Below are 17186 nucleotides of genomic sequence, written 5' to 3' on the forward strand. Positions count from 1 at the left end.
AACCGGCAGAGGTCAGCCGAGCAGGACCACCTCCACCTCGCTGCCGGGCTCGACGGACTCCACGTCCTCCGGTACGACGATCAGCGCGTCGGCCTGCGCCAGCGCGGCGATCAGGTGGGAACCGGCACCGCCCACGGGGACCACCTCCCCGTCGGCGTACGTCCCGCGCAGGAACTGGCGGCGCCCCTTGGGCGAGCGCAGCGCCGCGTCCGCCTTCAGGACGGCCCGCGCGCGGGGCCGGTGCAGATCGGTGAGGCCCATCAGGGCGCGGATGGCGGGGCGGACGAACAGCTCGAAGGAGACGTACGAGGACACCGGGTTGCCGGGCAGGGCCAGCAGCGGGGTGTGGTCGGGACCGATGGTGCCGAAGCCCTGCGGCTTGCCGGGCTGCATGGCGAGCTTGCGGAACTCGACGCCGCTGCCGGCCTCGTCCGCGTCACCGGCGTACGACAGCGCCTCCTTGACGACGTCGTACGCCCCGACGCTCACCCCGCCCGTGGTCACCAGCAGGTCAGCGCGGATGAGCTGGTCCTCGATGGTGGAGCGGAGGGTCTCGGCGTCGTCGGCGACGGCGCCCACCCGGTAGGCGATGGCGCCCGCGTCCCGCGCGGCGGCGGTCAGGGCGAAGCTGTTGGAGTCGTAGATCTGGCCGGTGGCCAGCTGCTCGCCGGGCTGGACGAGCTCGCTGCCGGTGGAGAGCACGACCACGCGCGGGCGCGGGCGCACGCGTACCGTGCCGCGGCCGATCGCGGCGAGCAGGGCGATCTGCGGCGGGCCGAGGATCGCCCCGGCCGCCAGGGCCAGGTCGCCGGCCTTCACGTCGCTGCCCTTGGCCCGCACGTGCGCGCGTGCCTCGGCGGGCCGGTACACGTGCACGTGCCCCTCGGCGCCCTCGGGGGCCAGGCTGCGCGCCCGCATGCCGCTGACCGGGCCCTCGCCCAGTCCGCCGTCGGTCCACTCCACGGGGACGACGGCCTCGGCACCGGGCGGCAGCGGGGCGCCGGTCATGATGCGCGCGGCCTGTCCGGGACCCACCCGGACCGGGTCGGCCGCGCCGGCCGCGACGTCCCCGACGACCTCCAGGGCGGCCGGGAACTCCTCGCCGGCGCCGGCGACGTCCGCGACCCGCACCGCGTACCCGTCCATGGAGCTGTTGTCGAACGGCGGCAGGGACACCGGCACCGTGACGTCGTCGACCAGGACGCAGCCCTGGGCGTCGAGCAGTTGCAGCTCGATGGGTTCGAGGGGACGGACGGTGGAGAGGATGTCCTCCAGGTGCTCGTCCACCGACCACAGGTCGTCCGGGCCGGCGGGGCGGGTCGCGGCGCTGCTCAAGACTGCTGCATCTCCTCGGCTACGTAACTGCGAAGCCAGGTCCGGAACTCCGGTCCCAGGTCTTCACGTTCGCACGCGAGTCTGACAATGGCACGCAGGTAGTCGCCGCGGTCCCCGGTGTCGTAGCGGCGGCCCTTGAAGACGACGCCGTGCACCGGGCCGCCGACCTTCTCGTCCTGCGCGAGCTGCTGGAGGGCGTCGGTGAGCTGGATCTCGCCGCCGCGGCCCGGCTCGGTCTTGCGCAGTATGTCGAAGATGTGCGGGTCGAGGACGTACCGGCCGATGATCGCGTAGCGCGACGGGGCGTCCGACGGGTCGGGCTTCTCGACCAGTCCGGTGACCTTCACGACGTCGCCGGCGGCGGTGGCCTCCACGGCCGCGCAGCCGTAGAGGTGGATCTGCTCGGGCGCGACCTCCATGAGGGCGATCACACTGCCGCCGTGCTGCTCCTGGACGTCGATCATGCGCCGCAGCAGGGGGTCGCGCGGGTCGATCAGGTCGTCGCCGAGGAGGACGGCGAAGGGCTCCTGGCCGACGTGCGGAGCGGCGCACAGGACGGCGTGGCCGAGGCCCCTGGGGTCGCCCTGGCGCACGTAGTGCATGGTGGCCAGGTCGCTGGACTCCTGCACCTTCGCGAGCCGTTCGGCGTCGCCCTTCTTCTCCAGCGCCGATTCCAGCTCGTAGTTGCGGTCGAAGTGGTCCTCGAGGGGGCGCTTGTTGCGCCCGGTGATCATGAGGACGTCGTCGAGCCCCGCCGACACGGCCTCCTCGACCACGTACTGGATCGCCGGCTTGTCGACAACCGGCAGCATCTCCTTGGGAGTGGCTTTGGTCGCCGGCAGGAACCGGGTACCGAGGCCGGCTGCGGGGATGACAGCCTTGCTGATCCTGGGGTGGGACTGAGTCATGCCCGCAACCTTATCCGGTGCCTTTGTAGGGATTCTGGGGCTCCGGTTGCTTGACCCTCGTATGACCTGCATTAAGAAGGGTGCGCGAACGACCAGTGGAACACGTCGGACCTACGGGCGAGCCTGACAAGCGGATGTTGCGGCGAGAGCTCCTCGCGGTGAGGAACAGGTTGACGGCGGATGACGTCCGGGAGGCCGGCCGCGCGCTGGCCGAGCACGCCCTGGAACTGCCCGAGCTGACGCACGGGCGCACGGTGGCGGCGTACGTCTCCGTGGGGAGCGAGCCCGGCACGCTCCCTCTGCTGGACACGCTGCGCGCCCGGGAGGTGCGCGTCCTGCTCCCCGCGCTCCTGCCCGACAACGATCTGGACTGGGGCGAGTACGCCGGCCCGGACTCCCTCGCGCGGGTGCAGCACGGCGGGAGGATGGCGCTGTTCGAGCCCTCCGGCGCACGGCTCGGCCCGGACGCCGTGACGGCCGCGGACGTCGTCCTGCTGCCCGGGCTCGCGGTGGACGCGCGCGGGATGCGCCTGGGGCGCGGCGGAGGGTCGTACGACCGGGTGCTGGCCCGGCTGGAACGCGCGGGCGCGCGCCCCCGGCTCGTGGTGCTGCTGTACGACACGGAGGTCGTCGCCCGGGTCCCGGCGGAGGCGCACGACAAGCCGGTGCACGCGGTGGTGACCCCGTCGGGGGTGCGCCGCTTCGGGGGCGGCTGACCCGGATCGGCCGCCGGACGGCAAACGGCCCTCCACGCGCGCGTGGAGGGCCGTTCTTCAGCGCTGTGCCGTCACGGGGTCACGGCTTGAGGACGAGCGTGTCGCTCGTGCTCCGGTCCACCGCCTTGGCCGAGAACGACCAGGGCAGCAGCTCGCCCTTGGCCCACTTGCCCGTCTGGTCCGTGTAGTGCGCGCTGAAGGCGTGCCCGGAGGCGCCCGTCAGGTTGATCCACTTGGACTTGTCGAGGTCGGCGAGGTTGACGACCATCCGCATGGACGGCACCCAGACGACGTTGTAGCCGCCGGCGGCGTTCCAGCCGCTCGCGTTCACCGTCGCCTCGCCGCCGCTCAGCTTCCAGGGGCCGCGGTTCAGGATGTACTGCAGGAGCTTGGGGCCCTCGGTGCCGAGCGTCTGGTTCTTCAGGAACAGCCGGTGCAGGCGGCCCCAGCTCCAGGTGTCGATGTCCTTGCCGAGCTTGGCGGTCAGCTCCCAGCGGGCGTCGATCATGGCCCGCGCGAAGAGCTGGTCGCGGTTCTCGGCGCCGGGCCGGGTGCCCGACTTGGGCGTCTTCCACCAGTCGCTGTCCGGCTTGTCCATCAGGGTGCGCACGACCTCGAACCAGCGGTCCCCGCCGTCCGGCTGGGCCTGGTCGGCATCGCGCTGGCCGCACTCGCGCACCTTGGCGTCGTCGTCCACCGGGCCGGTGCTGTCGATCTTGTCGACCCACAGGCACTGACCCTTGACGCGCACCTCCTTGGACAGCTTGTTGCCGAAGGCGAGCTTGAGGAGGTTGCGCCAGACGGCGTTGAAGTACGCGGCGGCCGCGGAGTCGGCGTCCTGGGTGTAGTCCCAGCCCTCCAGCAGCTTCTGCGCCTCCCGGACGTCCGGGTCGTCGAGGTTGATCTTCAGCAGCTTGGGGACCAGGAGCTTGGCGATCTCGCTGCTGTTGTCCAGCTGCATCTGCCGCATGTCGTCGGTGGAGATCTTCCCGCCGCCCCTGATCTTGGACTCGATCAGGTCGGCGATGCGCTGGCTGCGGGTGCCGTAGCCCCAGTCGGTGGTGAGCGTGTACGGGTACTTCCGGGGATCGACCACGGCCTGGTTGGCGGTGACGATGTAGCCGCGCTTGGGGTCGAACTCGTAGGGCAGCTCGTCCTGCTTGACGAAGCCCTTCCAGCGGTACTTGGACTCCCAGCCCGGCGCCGGGACGGAGCCGTCGTCCTTGGCGGAGCGCGTGGGGATCCGGCCGGGCAGCGTGTAGCCGATGTGGTTGTCCGTGTCGGCGTAGATCAGGTTCTGCGACGGCACGTCGAACAGGGCGGCCGCCGCGCGGAAGTCCTTCCAGTCCGCGGCCTTGTCGAGCGCGAACACGGCGTCCATGGAGGTGCCCGGGTCGAGCGCGGTCCAGCGCAGGGCGATGCCGTAGCCGTCGCCCCGGTCGGGCGCGGCGGTGTTCACGTTCGCCCTCTTGCCGACCTGGACGAGTTCGTCGTCACGGTCGGACAGCAGCGGCATCCCGTCCTGGGTCTGGCGGACGACGATCGTCTTGGCCTTGCCGCCGGCGACCTCGATGGTCTCCTCGCGGGTCTGGAACGGCCGGATCTTGCCGTCGTACAGGTAGCCGTTGGCGCTGACCTTCTCCAGATAGAGGTCGGTGACGTCGACGCCGGAGTTGGTCATGCCCCAGGCGATCTTCGCGTTATGGCCGATGATCACACCGGGCATACCGGCGAACGTGTAGCCGCTGACGTCGTACTGGCACTTGGCGGAGACGGTCCGGCAGTGCAGGCCCATCTGGTACCAGACGGACGGCAGGGACGCCGACAGGTGCGGGTCGTTGGCCAGCAGCGGCTTGCCCTTGACGGTGTACTTCCCGGCGACCACCCACGAGTTGGAGCCGATCCCCTGCCCGTTCACACCGACGGCCGTGGGCAGGTCGTCCAGGACGTTGTAGAGGCCGCCCAACTGGCTCGTGAGCCCCGAACCCGTCCCGGCCGAGGCGGAGGAGCCGGCCGTGCCCGTGGCGCCCTGAGAGGAGCCCGTGGCGCCGCCGGCCGTGCCCTGGGTGCCCGGAGTGCCGGTCGCCCCCTGGGTGCCGCTCGCCGTCCCCTGGGCGGTGTTCGCGGCGCCGCTCTGCTGGAAGGCCTTGGTCAGATCGTCGTACCGGCCTTCCTGGACGATCGGCTTGTTGCGGCTGTAGGGGTACGCCGGGTAGAGGTCCTGGATCTGCTGCGGGCCGAGGCGGCTGGTCATCAGGGCGCGGTCGATCTCGTCCTGCATGTTGCCGCGCAGGTCCCAGGCCATCGCCTTCAGCCAGGAGACGGAGTCGACCGGGGTCCACTTCCCCGGCTTGTAGTCGTTGGAGAAGCCAAGGGCCGCGTACTCCAGGGAGATGTCCTCGCCGTCCTTGCCCTGGAGGTAGGCGTTGACCCCCTTGGCGTAGGCCTGGAGGTACTTCTTCGTGGCGGCCGACAGCTTGGTGTCGTACTCCCGCTGGGCGATCCGGTCCCAGCCGAGGGTGCGCAGGAACTCGTCGTTCTCGACCTGGCCCTTGCCGAACATCTCCGACAGGCGCCCGGAGGTCATGTGCCGGCGCACGTCCATCTCGTAGAACCGGTCCTGCGCCTGGACGTAGCCCTGCGCCATGAACAGGTCCTCGTCGGAGGAGGCGTAGATCTGCGGAATGCCGTAGCCGTCCCGCTTGACGTCGACCGGCCCGGACAGGCCGTCGAGCTTGATCGAACCCGTGGTCTGCGGGAAGGAGGCGCGGACCGTGCTGATCGACCAGTACGCGCCGTAGGCGACGCCTCCGATGATGGCCAGGACCAGCACGAGCACGATCAGACGGGCTCTGCGCCCCTTCTTCCTGCCGGACTTGACGGACGTGGCACCCGTTGTGGCGGTGTCACCCGTTGTGGCGGTGGTGTTGGGGGGCATCGCTGTCCTTGCTGTCCTAACGCGAGCGGCAGGTCGGGCTGTGACTTTGAATGAGCGCTGGAGCAACCATAGGCGCAGGGCCCTGTCCCGCTTGACGCGGAGTCGGGAACCAGCGCGCACGAGCGTTCGATCTTGCCTCGGCGAACGTCAAGAAAGCGTCAAGAGTTAGGTAAGGTAACGAAGTAACCGGAGACCGCCCCGGCCGATCCCGGAGGAGGAACGCCCGCTGACTGTTCACCACCTCAACCAGCTCCTGCTCGTCTGCTCCGTCGTCCTGCTCGTCGCCGTCGCGGCCGTCCGGATCTCCTCGCGCAGCGGGCTCCCCAGCCTGCTCGTCTACCTGGGCATCGGCGTCCTCATGGGCCAGGACGGCATCGGCGACATCCACTTCAACAGCGCCGAAGTGACCCAGGTCATGGGATACGCGGCCCTGGTCGTGATCCTCGCCGAGGGCGGCCTGGGCACGAAGTGGAAGGAGATCCGGCCGGTTCTGTCGTCCGCCTCCGTGCTGGCGACGGCGGGCGTCGCGATCAGCGTGGGGGTCACCGCGGCGGGCGCGCACTACCTGGTCGGGCTGGAGTGGCGGCAGGCGCTGATCATCGGTGCGGTGGTGTCGTCGACGGACGCGGCGGCGGTCTTCTCGGTGCTCCGGCGCATTCCCCTCCCCGCGCGCGTGACGGGCACGCTGGAGGCCGAGTCCGGCTTCAACGACGCCCCGGTGGTCATCCTGGTCGTCGCCTTCTCCACGGCGGGCCCGGTCGAGCACTGGTACGTCCTGCTCGGCGAGATAACCCTGGAGCTGGCCATCGGCGCGGCCATAGGGATCGCGGTGGGCTGGATCGGCGCCTGGGGGCTGCGGCACGTGGCCCTGCCCGCCTCCGGCCTCTACCCGATCGCCGTGATGGCCATCGCCGTCACCGCCTACGCCGCCGGCGCCCTGGGGCACGGCAGCGGGTTCCTCGCCGTCTACCTGGCCTCGATGGTGCTGGGCAACGCGCGGCTGCCCCACTGGCCCGCCACCCGCGGCTTCGCCGAGGGCCTCGGCTGGATCGCGCAGATCGGCATGTTCGTCGTCCTCGGCCTGCTGGTCACCCCGCACGAGCTGGGCGACGACGTGTGGCCCGCCCTGGTCATCGGGCTGGCGCTGACCATGGTGGCCCGCCCGCTGAGCGTGGTGGCCAGCCTGGCGCCGTTCCGGGTGCCGTGGCGGGAGCAGGCCCTGATGTCGTGGGCGGGCCTGCGCGGCGCCGTCCCCATCATCCTGGCGACCATCCCGATGGTGAACGGGGTCGCCGGCAGCCGCCGCATCTTCAACATCGTCTTCGTCCTGGTCGTCGTCTACACCCTCGTCCAGGGGCCCACCCTGCCCTGGCTGGCGCGCACCCTGCGCCTGGGCGAGCAGGGCGAGGCCTCCGACCTCGGCATCGAGTCGGCGCCCCTGGAGCGGCTGCGGGGGCACCTGCTGTCCGTCTCCGTCCCCGCGGGCTCCCGCATGCACGGCGTGGAGGTCAGCGAACTGCGGCTGCCGCCCGGCGCGGGCGTGACCCTCGTCGTACGGGAGGGGAGATCGTTCGTACCGATGCCCACGACGGTGCTGCGGCACGGCGACGAGCTGCTGGTCGTCGCCACCGACCCGGTCCGCGACGCGGCGGAACGACGCCTGCGCGCGGTCGCCCACGGCGGCAAGCTGGCCGGCTGGCTGGGCACCGACGGGGGCGGCAACGCGCGTTAAGGGTACGTTTCGTACCGTTCACACCCCATGAAATCCCAGGTGACCACGCTCATCGTGCTCGTTTTCACAGCCGGGCAAGCAGTGATCCCTGTACGATGAAGGCGCACCCTGATCGAACCAACTCTGCCTGACGCAGAGCTGGCGCGACCGCATGGCGGCCGTGTCGCCCCCCACACCTCAGTGGGCGCCGGTATCTACCGCAGTCCGCGCAAGAGGACAGCTCTCGGCGCCCGGCCCGCACGGGGCCCGCGCTACCAGGCGGCAGAAAGGCACGGGCCGTGGGATCCACGGTCACCACCACCGAACCGGAGAAGACCTCGCCGGCGTCCTCCCGCCCCGGATACGGACAACTGCTGCGCACCCGCGGCGCCTGGACGTTCCTGCTGCCCGGCTTCGCGGCACGCCAGCCGTTCGCGATGCTCACCCTCTCCATCGTGCTGCTCGTCCAGCACACCACCGGCTCGTACGGCGCCGCGGGCGCCGCCGCGGCCGCCACCGGTGTCTCCATGGCGCTGTTCGCGCCCTACAGCGGCCGCCTCGCCGACCGCTACGGCCAGCGTGCCGTCCTGCTCCCCGGCGTCCTGGTGCACGCCGTCTCCGGCCTGTCCCTGACGGCGCTCGCGCTGGCCCACGCACCCCTGTGGGCGCTGTTCCTGGCGGCCGTCCCGACCGGCGCCTCGGTGCCGCAGGTCGGCCCCATGGTGCGGGCCCGCTGGGGCGTGAAGCTCCAGGGCTCGCCCCTGATGACCACCGCGGCGGCCTTCGAGTCCGTCACCGACGAGCTGACCTTCGTCTTCGGCCCGCTGCTGGCGACCGCGCTGTGCACCGCCGTGACGCCGGCGGCGGGCCTGGTCACCGAGGCCACGCTGACCCTCGTCGGCGGTCTGCTCTTCGCCGCGCAGAAGAGCACGCAGCCGCCGGTGTCCGCGGAGGGCGGGCACGCGCGCGTGCGGCACGCCTCCGCCCTGCGCGTCCCGGGCGTGCGCGTGCTGGTCGTGACCTTCCTCGGCATCGGCTCGGTCTTCGGCGGCATGCAGGTGTCGCTCGCGGCCTTCACCGAGTCGATCGGCGAGCCCGGCCTGAACGGCGTCCTGTACGGCGTCTTCGCCGCCGGCAACATGCTCTCCGGCATCGCCTGCGGGGCGATCGCCTGGAAGGCGGCTCCGCAGAAGCGCCTGATGGTCGGCTACACGGCGCTCGCGCTGGCGGCGTCCGCCCTGTGGACTGCGCACTCGGTGCTGCTGCTCGCCGCGCTCGGCCTGCTGGTCGGCATGTGCATCGCGCCGTCGCTGATCACGGGTTACACGCTGGTCGAGAGCCTCGTCCCGGCCGGCGCCCGCACCGAGGCCTTCACCTGGCTGACCGGTGCCGTCGCGCTCGGCCAGGCCGCCGCCGTCACGGTCGCCGGGCAGCTGGAGGACCGGCTGTGGGACGGCGCCGGATTCCTGGTGCCGATGGCCGGCACCGTGCTGGCGCTGGCCACCCTGGTGACGCTGCGCTCCCGGCTGGTCCCGCGGCAGCCGAACCGCACGGTCGCGCGTGGCGTCGGTCACCGCGTGCCCGTCACGGTGGACTGATTCCCGGGAATACGTCACTATGGATCGTCGTTAGCACTCATCGAGTGAGAGTGCCAGGAGGAAGACAGTGCCGACCTACCAGTACCAGTGCACCGAGTGCGGCGAGGGCCTTGAGGCGGTGCAGAAGTTCACCGACGACGCCCTGACGGAGTGCCCCAGCTGCAAGGGCCGCCTGAAGAAGGTGTTCTCCGCGGTCGGCATCGTCTTCAAGGGCTCCGGTTTCTACCGCAACGACTCGCGCGGCTCCACGTCGAGCAGCACCCCGGCGTCGAAGTCGACCGGCTCGTCGTCCGACTCGAAGACGTCGGCCTCGACGTCCTCGACGTCCTCGTCCTCGACCTCGTCGAGCTCCACCAGCAGCTCCGCCGCCTGAGACCTCTCACCCCGGCCCTGCCGTCCCGCGACGGCAGGGTCTTCGGCGTTCCCCGGCACCGGCTCCCCCGCGCTTTCGCGGCCCGCTAGTGTGCTGGTCATGGCGAACGCAGAGATCGGCGTAATCGGCGGCTCGGGTTTCTACTCCTTCCTGGACGACGTGACCGAGATCCAGGTGGACACCCCGTACGGAGCGCCCAGCGACTCCCTCTTCCTCGGCGAGATCGCCGGCCGGCGGGTCGCCTTCCTGCCCCGGCACGGCCGTGGCCATCACCTGCCGCCGCACCGCATCAACTACCGCGCCAACCTGTGGGCCCTGCGCTCCGTCGGCGTCCGGCAGGTCCTCGGCCCGTGCGCGGTGGGCGGGCTGCGCCCCGAGTACGGCCCGGGCACCCTGCTCGTGCCGGACCAGATGGTGGACCGTACGAAGTCCAGGGCGCAGACCTACTTCGACGGGCTGCCGCTGCCCGACGGCACCGTGCCCAACGTCGTGCACGTGTCCATGGCCGACCCCTACTGCCCCACCGGGCGGGCCGCCGCGCTGAAGGCGGCCCGCGGCCGGGACTGGGAACCGGTGGACGGCGGCACGCTGGTCGTGGTCGAGGGACCGCGGTTCTCCACCCGCGCCGAATCGTTGTGGCACCAGGCACAGGGCTGGTCGGTGGTGGGCATGACCGGCCACCCCGAGGCCGCGCTCGCCCGGGAGCTTGAGCTGTGCTACGCCTCGCTGACCCTGGTCACCGACCTCGACGCGGGCGCCGAGACCGGGGAGGGCGTCTCCCACGAGGAGGTGCTCCGGGTGTTCGCGGCCAACGTGGACCGGCTGCGCGGCGTCCTGTTCGACGCGGTGGCGGCACTGCCGGAGACCGACGAACGGGACTGCCTGTGCGTGAACGCGCTCGGGGGGATGGATCCGGGGTTCGAGCTGCCGTAGGGCGAAGGGCGGAGCTCCAGCCGGACGGGGAGCTTCAGCCGGACGGGGAGCTTCAGCCAGGCGGGCGGGAGCAGGTGAGCGCGAGCCAGGCGGGCGCGGGCCGGGCGGGGAGCTTCAGCCGGACGGGCGGGAGCAGGTGAGCGCGGGCCGGGCGGGCGCGGGCCGGGCGGGCGCGGGCCGGGCGGGGCCCGGCAGGGCAGGGCCCGGCAGGGCAGGGCCCGGCAAGGCGGGCGGAACTTCTCGTTCGGGTGGGCGAGTTATCCACAATCGGCCGGTGGTCCACCGGCTCCGGCGGGATCCGGCGCGGGGCCTCATCGTGGGACCGCAAGCCGAACTCCTCGCCGCAGGCGGTGATCCCCATGCCTTCGTCCTCCTCACCCCCGCCCCCGACCCCTTCCTCTGCCCCTCCCCTCCGGCCACCGCACCCGCTGGGTACGGACGCCCCGCCGACCTGTGAGGTGCCCCCGTTCGATCCGGTGCGGGTGCGCGGCGGGCGGTACCTGCTGCAGCGGCTGGTACGGCACCGCCGACGGTCCCTCGCGGCCGGCCTCGCGGTGACCGCGGCGGCACTCGTGGCCGCGGGTCCCCGGAGCGGGACGGAACCGCACGGCGCGGAGCGGCCCCGGTCCCACCGGACCGCGGACCCCGGACACCGGCACCCGGTGGTCGAGGCGGTGGCGGCGCCGGTGCGGATCGCCGACGCCGCCACGGTACGGCTGCTGCGGCCCGGAGACCGCGTCGACGTGATCGCCGCGGCGGACCCGTCGGCCGGAGGCGGAGTCCGGGTGCTCGCGCGCGGGGTACGGGTGACGAAGGTGCCCGAGCCGCTGGACGGCGCCGCCGAGAGCGGCGCGCTGGTCGTGCTGGCGGTGCCGCGTGCCACGGCGGCGCGGCTGGTCGGCGCGAGCGCCACCGCACGCCTGGCGGTGACGCTGTGCTGAACCGGCTCGTACGCGCTGTCGGCGGCCTGCTGTCGAGCCTCACGAACGTGCTACGGGACTGGACACGCCCGCCGCGCCGTGCCGTAGGTTGCGGAGCGTTTCGTTCCACAACCTGTGCATACGAGGAGGGTCCCCTAGGTGAGCGCGAAGAAGGAACCGAGCGTCTGGAACGGCTTCAAGGCCTTCCTGATGCGCGGCAACGTCGTCGACCTGGCAGTCGCGGTGGTCATCGGCGCGGCCTTCACGAACATCGTCAACGCGGTGGTGAAGGGGATCATCAACCCGCTGGTCGGCGCGATCGGAACGCAGAACCTCGACAACTACAGCTCGTGCCTGAAGGACCCGTGCCAGGTCGGCGCGGACGGCACGGTCAAGAGCGGGGTGCCGATCCTGTGGGGCTCCGTCCTGGGCGCCACGCTCACCTTCGTGATCACCGCGGCGGTCGTGTACTTCCTGATGGTCCTGCCGATGTCGAAGTACCTGGCCCGGCAGGCCGCGCGGAAGGCGGCGCGGGAGGGCACGAAGGAGGTCATCGAGGTGTCCGAGCTGGAGGTGCTCAAGGAGATCCGCGACGCGCTGGTCGCACAGCGCGGGTCCGGCCACGACGAACGCTGACGGCGCTCCCGCGGGCGGCCCAGCGACTCCCGCAGGCGGGCCACCGGCTCGGGCGGACGGCCGACTGGCTCCCGCAGGCGGCTCGGCGGCTCCCGCAGGCGGCTCAGAGGTGGTGGGGCGGCTTCTCGTCGAGGAAGCGCCTGAGGTCGGCGGCGCTGTCGCCGGCCGGGCGTTCGCCCCACCCGCGGTCGGTGTCGTCCGAGGACTGCTGGTCCAGCGGGTCGTCGAAGACCAGCGCGGGCTTCGGATCGCGCGGCTCGGGCTCGGGAGCGGTGCTCATGCCTCAAGGGTACGGTGCCCGCCGGGCCGCCCCGCCTGGGCTTTCCGCCGGGCCGGGGGTCCCCGGCCCGCTCGGGAACGCCTGCACAGGATTTCACCGGGATTTTCTGATCTGCTGGGACCATGACGTCGAGTTCCGCCCCGGCACCCGCTCCCTCGGGCGCACCGCAGCCTTCCGGCCCCCTGCGACGGCTCACCGCGCGGGGGCGCGACGAGGCGCACCGCGTCGCCTCTCCGCTGGAGCTGTTCTTCGACCTGTGCTTCGTCGTGGCGATCGCGCAGGCGGGTGTGCAGCTGGTGCATTCCGTCGCGGCAGGGCACGCGGGCGAGGGGATCCTCAACTACGCGATGGCGTTCTTCGCCATCTGGTGGGCGTGGATGAACTTCAGCTGGTTCGCCTCGGCGTACGACAACGACGACGCGCTGTACCGGGTCGTCACCCTCGTCCAGATCGCCGGTGTCCTGGTCCTGGCCGCCGGGATCTCCCGGGCCGCCACGCACCACGACTTCCTGCTGGTCTGGCTCGGCTACCTGATCATGCGGCTGGCGATGGCCTGGCAGTGGCTGAGAGCCGCGCGATCGGCCACCGGCGGGGAGCGGACCGCGGCATTGCGGTACGCGTACGGGGTGCTGCTGTGCCAGGTCGGCTGGCTGGGTCTGGTGCTGCTGCCGGAGCCGGCCCGGCCGTGGGTGTTCCTGGTGATGGCGGTCGCGGAACTGAGCGTGCCGCTGTACGCGGAGAAGGCCCAGGAGACCTCCTGGCATCCGCGTCACATCGCCGAACGGTACGGACTGTTCACGATCATCGTGCTCGGCGAGACGATCGCCGCGGCCACCGTGGCCGTGAAGTCGGGCGCGGACGAGCACGACGCGCTGGGCGAGCTGCTGCCCATCGCGGCGGGCGGCCTGCTGATCGTGTTCTCCGCGTGGTGGATCTACTTCGTGGTGCCCATCCACGGTCACCTGCGCTCCAGCCGGCGGGCGTTCGTCTGGGGCTACGGGCACTATTTCGTCTTCGCCTCGGCGGCGGCGATCGGCGCGGGTCTGGAGGTGGCCGTGGAACAGGCGGTCGGCAAGGCGCACATCTCCGCCCTGTCCGCCTCCGCGGCGGTCACCCTGCCGACGGCGCTGTATCTGCTGACCGTGTGGGCGCTGCACTCCCGCCACTTCAAGGTGGGCCTCGCCCAGCAGCTGGTGCTGCCGGTCACGGCGCTGCTGGTGATCTGCTGCACCTTCCTGCGCGAGTGGGCGGTGCTCGCGGCGGGGCTCGTCTCCTCCGCCGCGGTGGCCGTCGGCGCGGCCCTGACCGTGCGCACGGCCGCCCGGGACCGCGGGACGGGCGCCACCGCCCCGGCCGGCTGAGTCCTTCGGAACGGCGTGCCGGCTGGGCCAGACTGGCGTCCATGACAGCTGACGCATTGACGGATGTCGCCGGGCTGCGGGTGGGACACGCCACCCGCAGCGGCGACGGCCGGCTCACCGGCACCACGGTCGTCCTCGCGCCCGAGGGCGGCGCCGTCGCCGCCGTGGACGTGCGCGGCGGCGGCCCCGGCACCAAGGAGACCGACGCGCTCGACCCGCGCAACGTGGTGCAGAAGGTCGACGCGGTCGTGCTGACCGGAGGCAGCGCGTACGGACTGGACGCGGCGTCGGGGGTGATGGCCTGGCTGGAGGAGCAGGGGCGCGGGGTGCCGGTGGGCGCGGACCCGGCGCATGTCGTGCCCGTGGTACCGGCCGCGTGCGTCTTCGACCTGGGGCGCGGCGGCGACTTCCGGGCCCGTCCGGACGCGGCGACGGGACGCGCGGCGGTGGAGGCCGCGGCGGCGACCGCGCCGGGCGCGCGGGTGCCGGAGGGGTGCGTCGGTGCCGGCACGGGCGCCGTCGCCGGACCGCTCAAGGGCGGGGTGGGCACCGCGAGTACGGTGCTCGACTCGGGGATCACCGTGGCGGCGCTGGTGGTGGCGAACGCGGCGGGGTCGGTGCTGGATCCGGAGACGGGGGTGCTGTACGGGGAGTTGTTCCAGGGGCGGGTGGAGTATCCGGAGGGGCGCGTGCACGAAGCCGCGCGCCGGCGCCTGGACGAGGCCGCCGCCGGGAACGCGCCGGCACCGCTCAACACGACGCTGGCGGTGGTAGCGACGGACGCGGACCTCACCAAGGCGCAGGCGCAGAAGCTCGCGGGCACGGCGCACGACGGCATCGCGCGCGCCGTCCGGCCGGTGCACCTTCTGCACGACGGCGACACGGTGTTCGCCCTCGCGACCGGCGCCCAGCCGCTCGGCGCGCACCCGTTGGCGCTCAACGACATCCTGGCCGCCGGCGCGGACCTCGTGACGCGTGCGATCGTACGCGCCGTACGCGCTGCCGAGTCGGTCGACGGACCGGGCGGAGCGTGGCCGTCGTACGGGGAGTTGTACGGCCGCTAGGGCCGGGTTGAGCCCTGGATTGTCGCGGTTCTGTCACGTGATGGCGTTCCCGGGCACCGGTGGGAACCTACCCCGGCTCCGGTGCCCTCTTTCTCCACGCACTGGAACGGATCACGCACATCACACGAACCTGGAGCAGCCCGTGACAAGGCCGGACATTGCAGCGCGGCGCGCACTGGGGGCCTGTGCCGCCCTGGTGGTCGGCGCCCTCACCCTGACCGCCTGCGGCGGCAGCGCCAACGCGACCGACGACGGCAAGGGCGGCAAGGACTCCCCCAAGACGTCGACGGCGAAGATCGCGATCTCGGCCAAGGACGGTTCGACCGGGGCGTCCATCAACGCCACCGGGGTGAAGGTCAGCGACGGCAAGCTGACGGACGTGAAGATGACCGTGGCGGGCTCGGGGCAGACCGTGCCGGGGGCGATATCGGCGGACGGCCACAGCTGGAAGCCCCAGGCGCAGCTGGAGCGCGGGACGAAGTACCAGATAGCCGCGACCGCGAAGGACGCCGACGGCCGTACCGCGGCGGCCAACTCCATCTTCACCACCGTCAGCTCGGCGAACAGCTTCATCGGCACCTACACGCCCGACAACGGCTCGACGGTCGGGGTCGGCATGCCGGTGTCGTTCACCTTCGACAAGTCCATCACCGACAAGAAGGCCGTGCAGTCCCACATCACGGTCAACTCCACCAGCGGCCAGCAGGTGGTCGGCCACTGGTTCGGGGACCGCCGGCTCGACTTCCGTCCGCAGGAGTACTGGAAGGCCGGGTCCAAGGTCACGCTCGCCATCGACCTGGACGGGGTGCAGGGCGCGAAGGGCGTCTACGGGGTCCAGAAGAAGACCGTCTCCTTCACGATCGGGCGGTCGCAGGTCTCCACGGTCGACGTCCGCACGCAGACCATGACGGTCGTGCGGGACGGCAAGACCTTCAAGACGGTGCCGATCTCGGCGGGCAGCCCGCAGCACACGACGTACAACGGGCAGATGGTGATCGCCGAGAAGTTCGTGCAGACCCGTATGAACGGCTCGACGGTCGGCTTCGGCGGGGAGTACGACATCCCGGACGTGCCGCACGCGATGCGGCTGACCACGTCGGGGACGTTCATCCACGGGAACTACTGGTACAACAAGGGCAATCCCCCGTTCGGGCGCGAGGGCACCAGCCACGGCTGCGTCGGTCTCGCGGACGTGCAGGGGGCGCAGGGCGCCACCCAGGCCAAGTGGTTCTTCGACAACTCGCTCGTCGGGGACGTCGTGGTCGTGAAGAACTCCCCCGACACCACGGTCTCGCCCGACAACGGGCTCAACGGCTGGAACATGTCGTGGAGCGCCTGGACCGCGGGAAGTGCCGCCTGAGCGGCGGGTTTTGACACCACGGCGGGCCGCGCGGGAATTTTTCGCGCGGCCCGCGCGTTTTCCCGACGCACGTTTTCTCGGTTCCCGGACATGATGTCCGACCGAGGGGCTACGGTATGCACCCACAAGGTGACATGCAGCAACGCCGGGAGATGCCTTGAGCGTTCCGTACGAGACGGCAGCGTACGAATCAGCCGAGTCGCCCGAGTCTCCTGAGGAGCATCTCGCGCGGCTCCTCGGCCGTGCCCTGAACTCGTTCGAACTGCCCGACGAGGTGATAAGGCGCCTCGACTGCGCGCTGGCGCACGACAGTTCGCTGCACTCCGCGTACCACAGCGCGGGGCTGCACCGGGAGACCTACCGGCACACCTGGCTGCTCGCCGACGGCTCGGCGGTCACGCTGTGGGAGCTGGTGCACAACCCGACGCCCGGCAGCGCCCCCGAGCACGAGGTGTACGTCGACGAGGAGGAGCTGCAGACCGCCACGGCCCGGCTCGGGATGCCGCCGGAGGCGCAGCACTTCGAGCTGCCGGCGCTGATGCGGCTGTGGGCGATCCCCGAGCCCCGGCAGATGTACGCCGCCGACGACTCGGCGGACCACGCGCGTCGGCTGCTGCGCCGCGCGGAGAACCCCGACCGGCCCGGCCCGGAGACGGCGGCACTGCTGGCGACGGCGACCGCGCACGAGATCACCCAGGCGTTCGGCCGCCCCGGGCGGGCCGGCCGGACGGGGCTGAGCTACGCGCTGTACGAGCACGCCTTCCTGCTGCCGGACGGCACCGAAATCTCCCTGTGGGAGGTCGAGCACACGGCGACGCCGGACGGGCGGCACATGTGCGAGGTGTACATGTCGGAGGACGCGGCCCGCGACGCGATGGAACGACGCGCGGCCCGGCAGGGGTAGCGGGCGCACCCCCGCCCCGACAGCCGTAGCGGCCTGCCCGCGATCCGTGTAGAGCGCCGGCCGTCCGTGCGACCTGGGCAGGAAAACCGGCTGTACCTGCGCCCCGGCAGCAGAGCCGCCCGCACCGCACCCCGGCTGGAAATCCGGTC

16 protein-coding genes are annotated in these 17186 nt (G+C 71.8%); 12 read left to right on the forward strand and 4 right to left on the reverse strand.

Annotated features, from left to right (window positions below; genetic code table 11):
* Positions 1-12: 12 nt before the first annotated feature.
* The gene (gene glp, locus S1361_RS17130) at positions 13-1335 is read right to left on the reverse strand and encodes a molybdotransferase-like divisome protein Glp (protein WP_208032712.1); all 1323 of its coding nucleotides are present in this window, start codon (positions 1333-1335) and stop codon (positions 13-15) included.
* Positions 1332-2243, reverse strand: a complete 912-nt coding sequence (gene galU / locus S1361_RS17135; protein ID WP_208032713.1) for a UTP--glucose-1-phosphate uridylyltransferase GalU — start codon at positions 2241-2243, stop codon at positions 1332-1334. Before galU ends, glp begins: the two co-directional genes overlap by 4 nt.
* Positions 2244-2377: 134 nt before the next feature.
* Between galU and S1361_RS17140 the strand changes: the two genes are divergently transcribed.
* On the forward strand, positions 2378-2959 hold the full coding sequence (locus S1361_RS17140) for a 5-formyltetrahydrofolate cyclo-ligase (protein ID WP_208032714.1): 582 nt from the start codon (positions 2378-2380) through the stop codon (positions 2957-2959).
* Positions 2960-3038: 79 nt separating this feature from the next.
* Here the strand turns inward: S1361_RS17140 and S1361_RS17145 are convergent, their stop codons facing one another.
* Positions 3039-5897: a penicillin acylase family protein gene (locus tag S1361_RS17145; RefSeq protein WP_208032715.1), complete on the reverse strand. Its 2859-nt coding sequence runs from the start codon at positions 5895-5897 to the stop codon at positions 3039-3041.
* Between the two features lie 205 nt (positions 5898-6102).
* Between S1361_RS17145 and S1361_RS17150 the strand changes: the two genes are divergently transcribed.
* The 7 genes from S1361_RS17150 to mscL all read left to right on the forward strand — a co-directional run bounded on the left by S1361_RS17150 (position 6103) and on the right by mscL (position 12068).
* Entirely contained in the window at positions 6103-7629 is a 1527-nt protein-coding gene (locus S1361_RS17150) for a potassium/proton antiporter (protein WP_208036639.1), read from the forward strand.
* Between the two features lie 278 nt (positions 7630-7907).
* Positions 7908-9206 (forward strand): MFS transporter, encoded by a 1299-nt coding sequence (locus S1361_RS17155; RefSeq protein WP_208032716.1) that lies wholly within the window; start codon positions 7908-7910, stop codon positions 9204-9206.
* 67 nt (positions 9207-9273) lie between these two features.
* Positions 9274-9579, forward strand: a complete 306-nt coding sequence (locus S1361_RS17160) for an FmdB family zinc ribbon protein (RefSeq protein ID WP_208032717.1) — start codon at positions 9274-9276, stop codon at positions 9577-9579.
* A gap of 99 nt (positions 9580-9678) precedes the next feature.
* The gene (locus S1361_RS17165) at positions 9679-10512 is read left to right on the forward strand and encodes an S-methyl-5'-thioadenosine phosphorylase (protein WP_208032718.1); all 834 of its coding nucleotides are present in this window, start codon (positions 9679-9681) and stop codon (positions 10510-10512) included.
* 274 nt (positions 10513-10786) lie between these two features.
* Positions 10787-10969, forward strand: a complete 183-nt coding sequence (locus tag S1361_RS39225) for a hypothetical protein (RefSeq protein WP_243769196.1) — start codon at positions 10787-10789, stop codon at positions 10967-10969.
* A gap of 1 nt (position 10970) precedes the next feature.
* On the forward strand, positions 10971-11453 hold the full coding sequence (locus S1361_RS17170) for a hypothetical protein (protein ID WP_243769197.1): 483 nt from the start codon (positions 10971-10973) through the stop codon (positions 11451-11453).
* Between the two features lie 138 nt (positions 11454-11591).
* Entirely contained in the window at positions 11592-12068 is a 477-nt protein-coding gene (mscL, locus tag S1361_RS17175) for a large conductance mechanosensitive channel protein MscL (protein WP_208032720.1), read from the forward strand.
* Between the two features lie 103 nt (positions 12069-12171).
* Here mscL and S1361_RS17180 read toward each other — a convergent pair whose 3' ends face one another.
* A complete protein-coding gene (locus S1361_RS17180; protein ID WP_208032721.1) occupies positions 12172-12348 on the reverse strand; it encodes a hypothetical protein in 177 nt (58 codons plus the stop codon).
* A gap of 122 nt (positions 12349-12470) precedes the next feature.
* Between S1361_RS17180 and S1361_RS17185 the strand changes: the two genes are divergently transcribed.
* From S1361_RS17185 to S1361_RS17200, 4 genes are all read left to right on the forward strand, one after another.
* Positions 12471-13709 (forward strand): low temperature requirement protein A, encoded by a 1239-nt coding sequence (locus S1361_RS17185; RefSeq protein ID WP_208032722.1) that lies wholly within the window; start codon positions 12471-12473, stop codon positions 13707-13709.
* 41 nt (positions 13710-13750) lie between these two features.
* A complete protein-coding gene (locus S1361_RS17190) occupies positions 13751-14773 on the forward strand; it encodes a P1 family peptidase (protein ID WP_208032723.1) in 1023 nt (340 codons plus the stop codon).
* Positions 14774-14915: 142 nt separating this feature from the next.
* Positions 14916-16133 carry a L,D-transpeptidase gene (locus S1361_RS17195; RefSeq protein ID WP_208032724.1) on the forward strand — a complete coding sequence of 406 codons (1218 nt, stop codon included), beginning with the start codon at positions 14916-14918 and terminating at the stop codon, positions 16131-16133.
* Between the two features lie 157 nt (positions 16134-16290).
* Positions 16291-17037: a DUF6227 family protein gene (locus S1361_RS17200; RefSeq protein WP_208032725.1), complete on the forward strand. Its 747-nt coding sequence runs from the start codon at positions 16291-16293 to the stop codon at positions 17035-17037.
* The last annotated feature ends 149 nt before the right edge of the window (positions 17038-17186 follow it).

The organism is Streptomyces cyanogenus (genome assembly GCF_017526105.1).
In the GTDB taxonomy this organism is placed as follows: Bacteria; Actinomycetota; Actinomycetes; order Streptomycetales; family Streptomycetaceae; genus Streptomyces; species Streptomyces cyanogenus.

Bases quoted from the DNA above. Each gene is read 5' to 3' on its own strand.
- galU (WP_208032713.1), bottom strand. From the start codon at position 2,243: ATGACTCAGTCCCACCCCAGGATCAGCAAGGCTGTCATCCCCGCAGCC.
- S1361_RS17140 (WP_208032714.1), top strand. From the start codon at position 2,378: ATGTTGCGGCGAGAGCTCCTCGCGGTGAGGAACAGGTTGACGGCGGAT.
- S1361_RS17145 (WP_208032715.1), bottom strand. From the start codon at position 5,897: ATGCCCCCCAACACCACCGCCACAACGGGTGACACCGCCACAACGGGT.
- S1361_RS17165 (WP_208032718.1), top strand. From the start codon at position 9,679: ATGGCGAACGCAGAGATCGGCGTAATCGGCGGCTCGGGTTTCTACTCC.
- S1361_RS17180 (WP_208032721.1), bottom strand. From the start codon at position 12,348: ATGAGCACCGCTCCCGAGCCCGAGCCGCGCGATCCGAAGCCCGCGCTG.
- S1361_RS17185 (WP_208032722.1), top strand. From the start codon at position 12,471: ATGACGTCGAGTTCCGCCCCGGCACCCGCTCCCTCGGGCGCACCGCAG.
- S1361_RS17190 (WP_208032723.1), top strand. From the start codon at position 13,751: ATGACAGCTGACGCATTGACGGATGTCGCCGGGCTGCGGGTGGGACAC.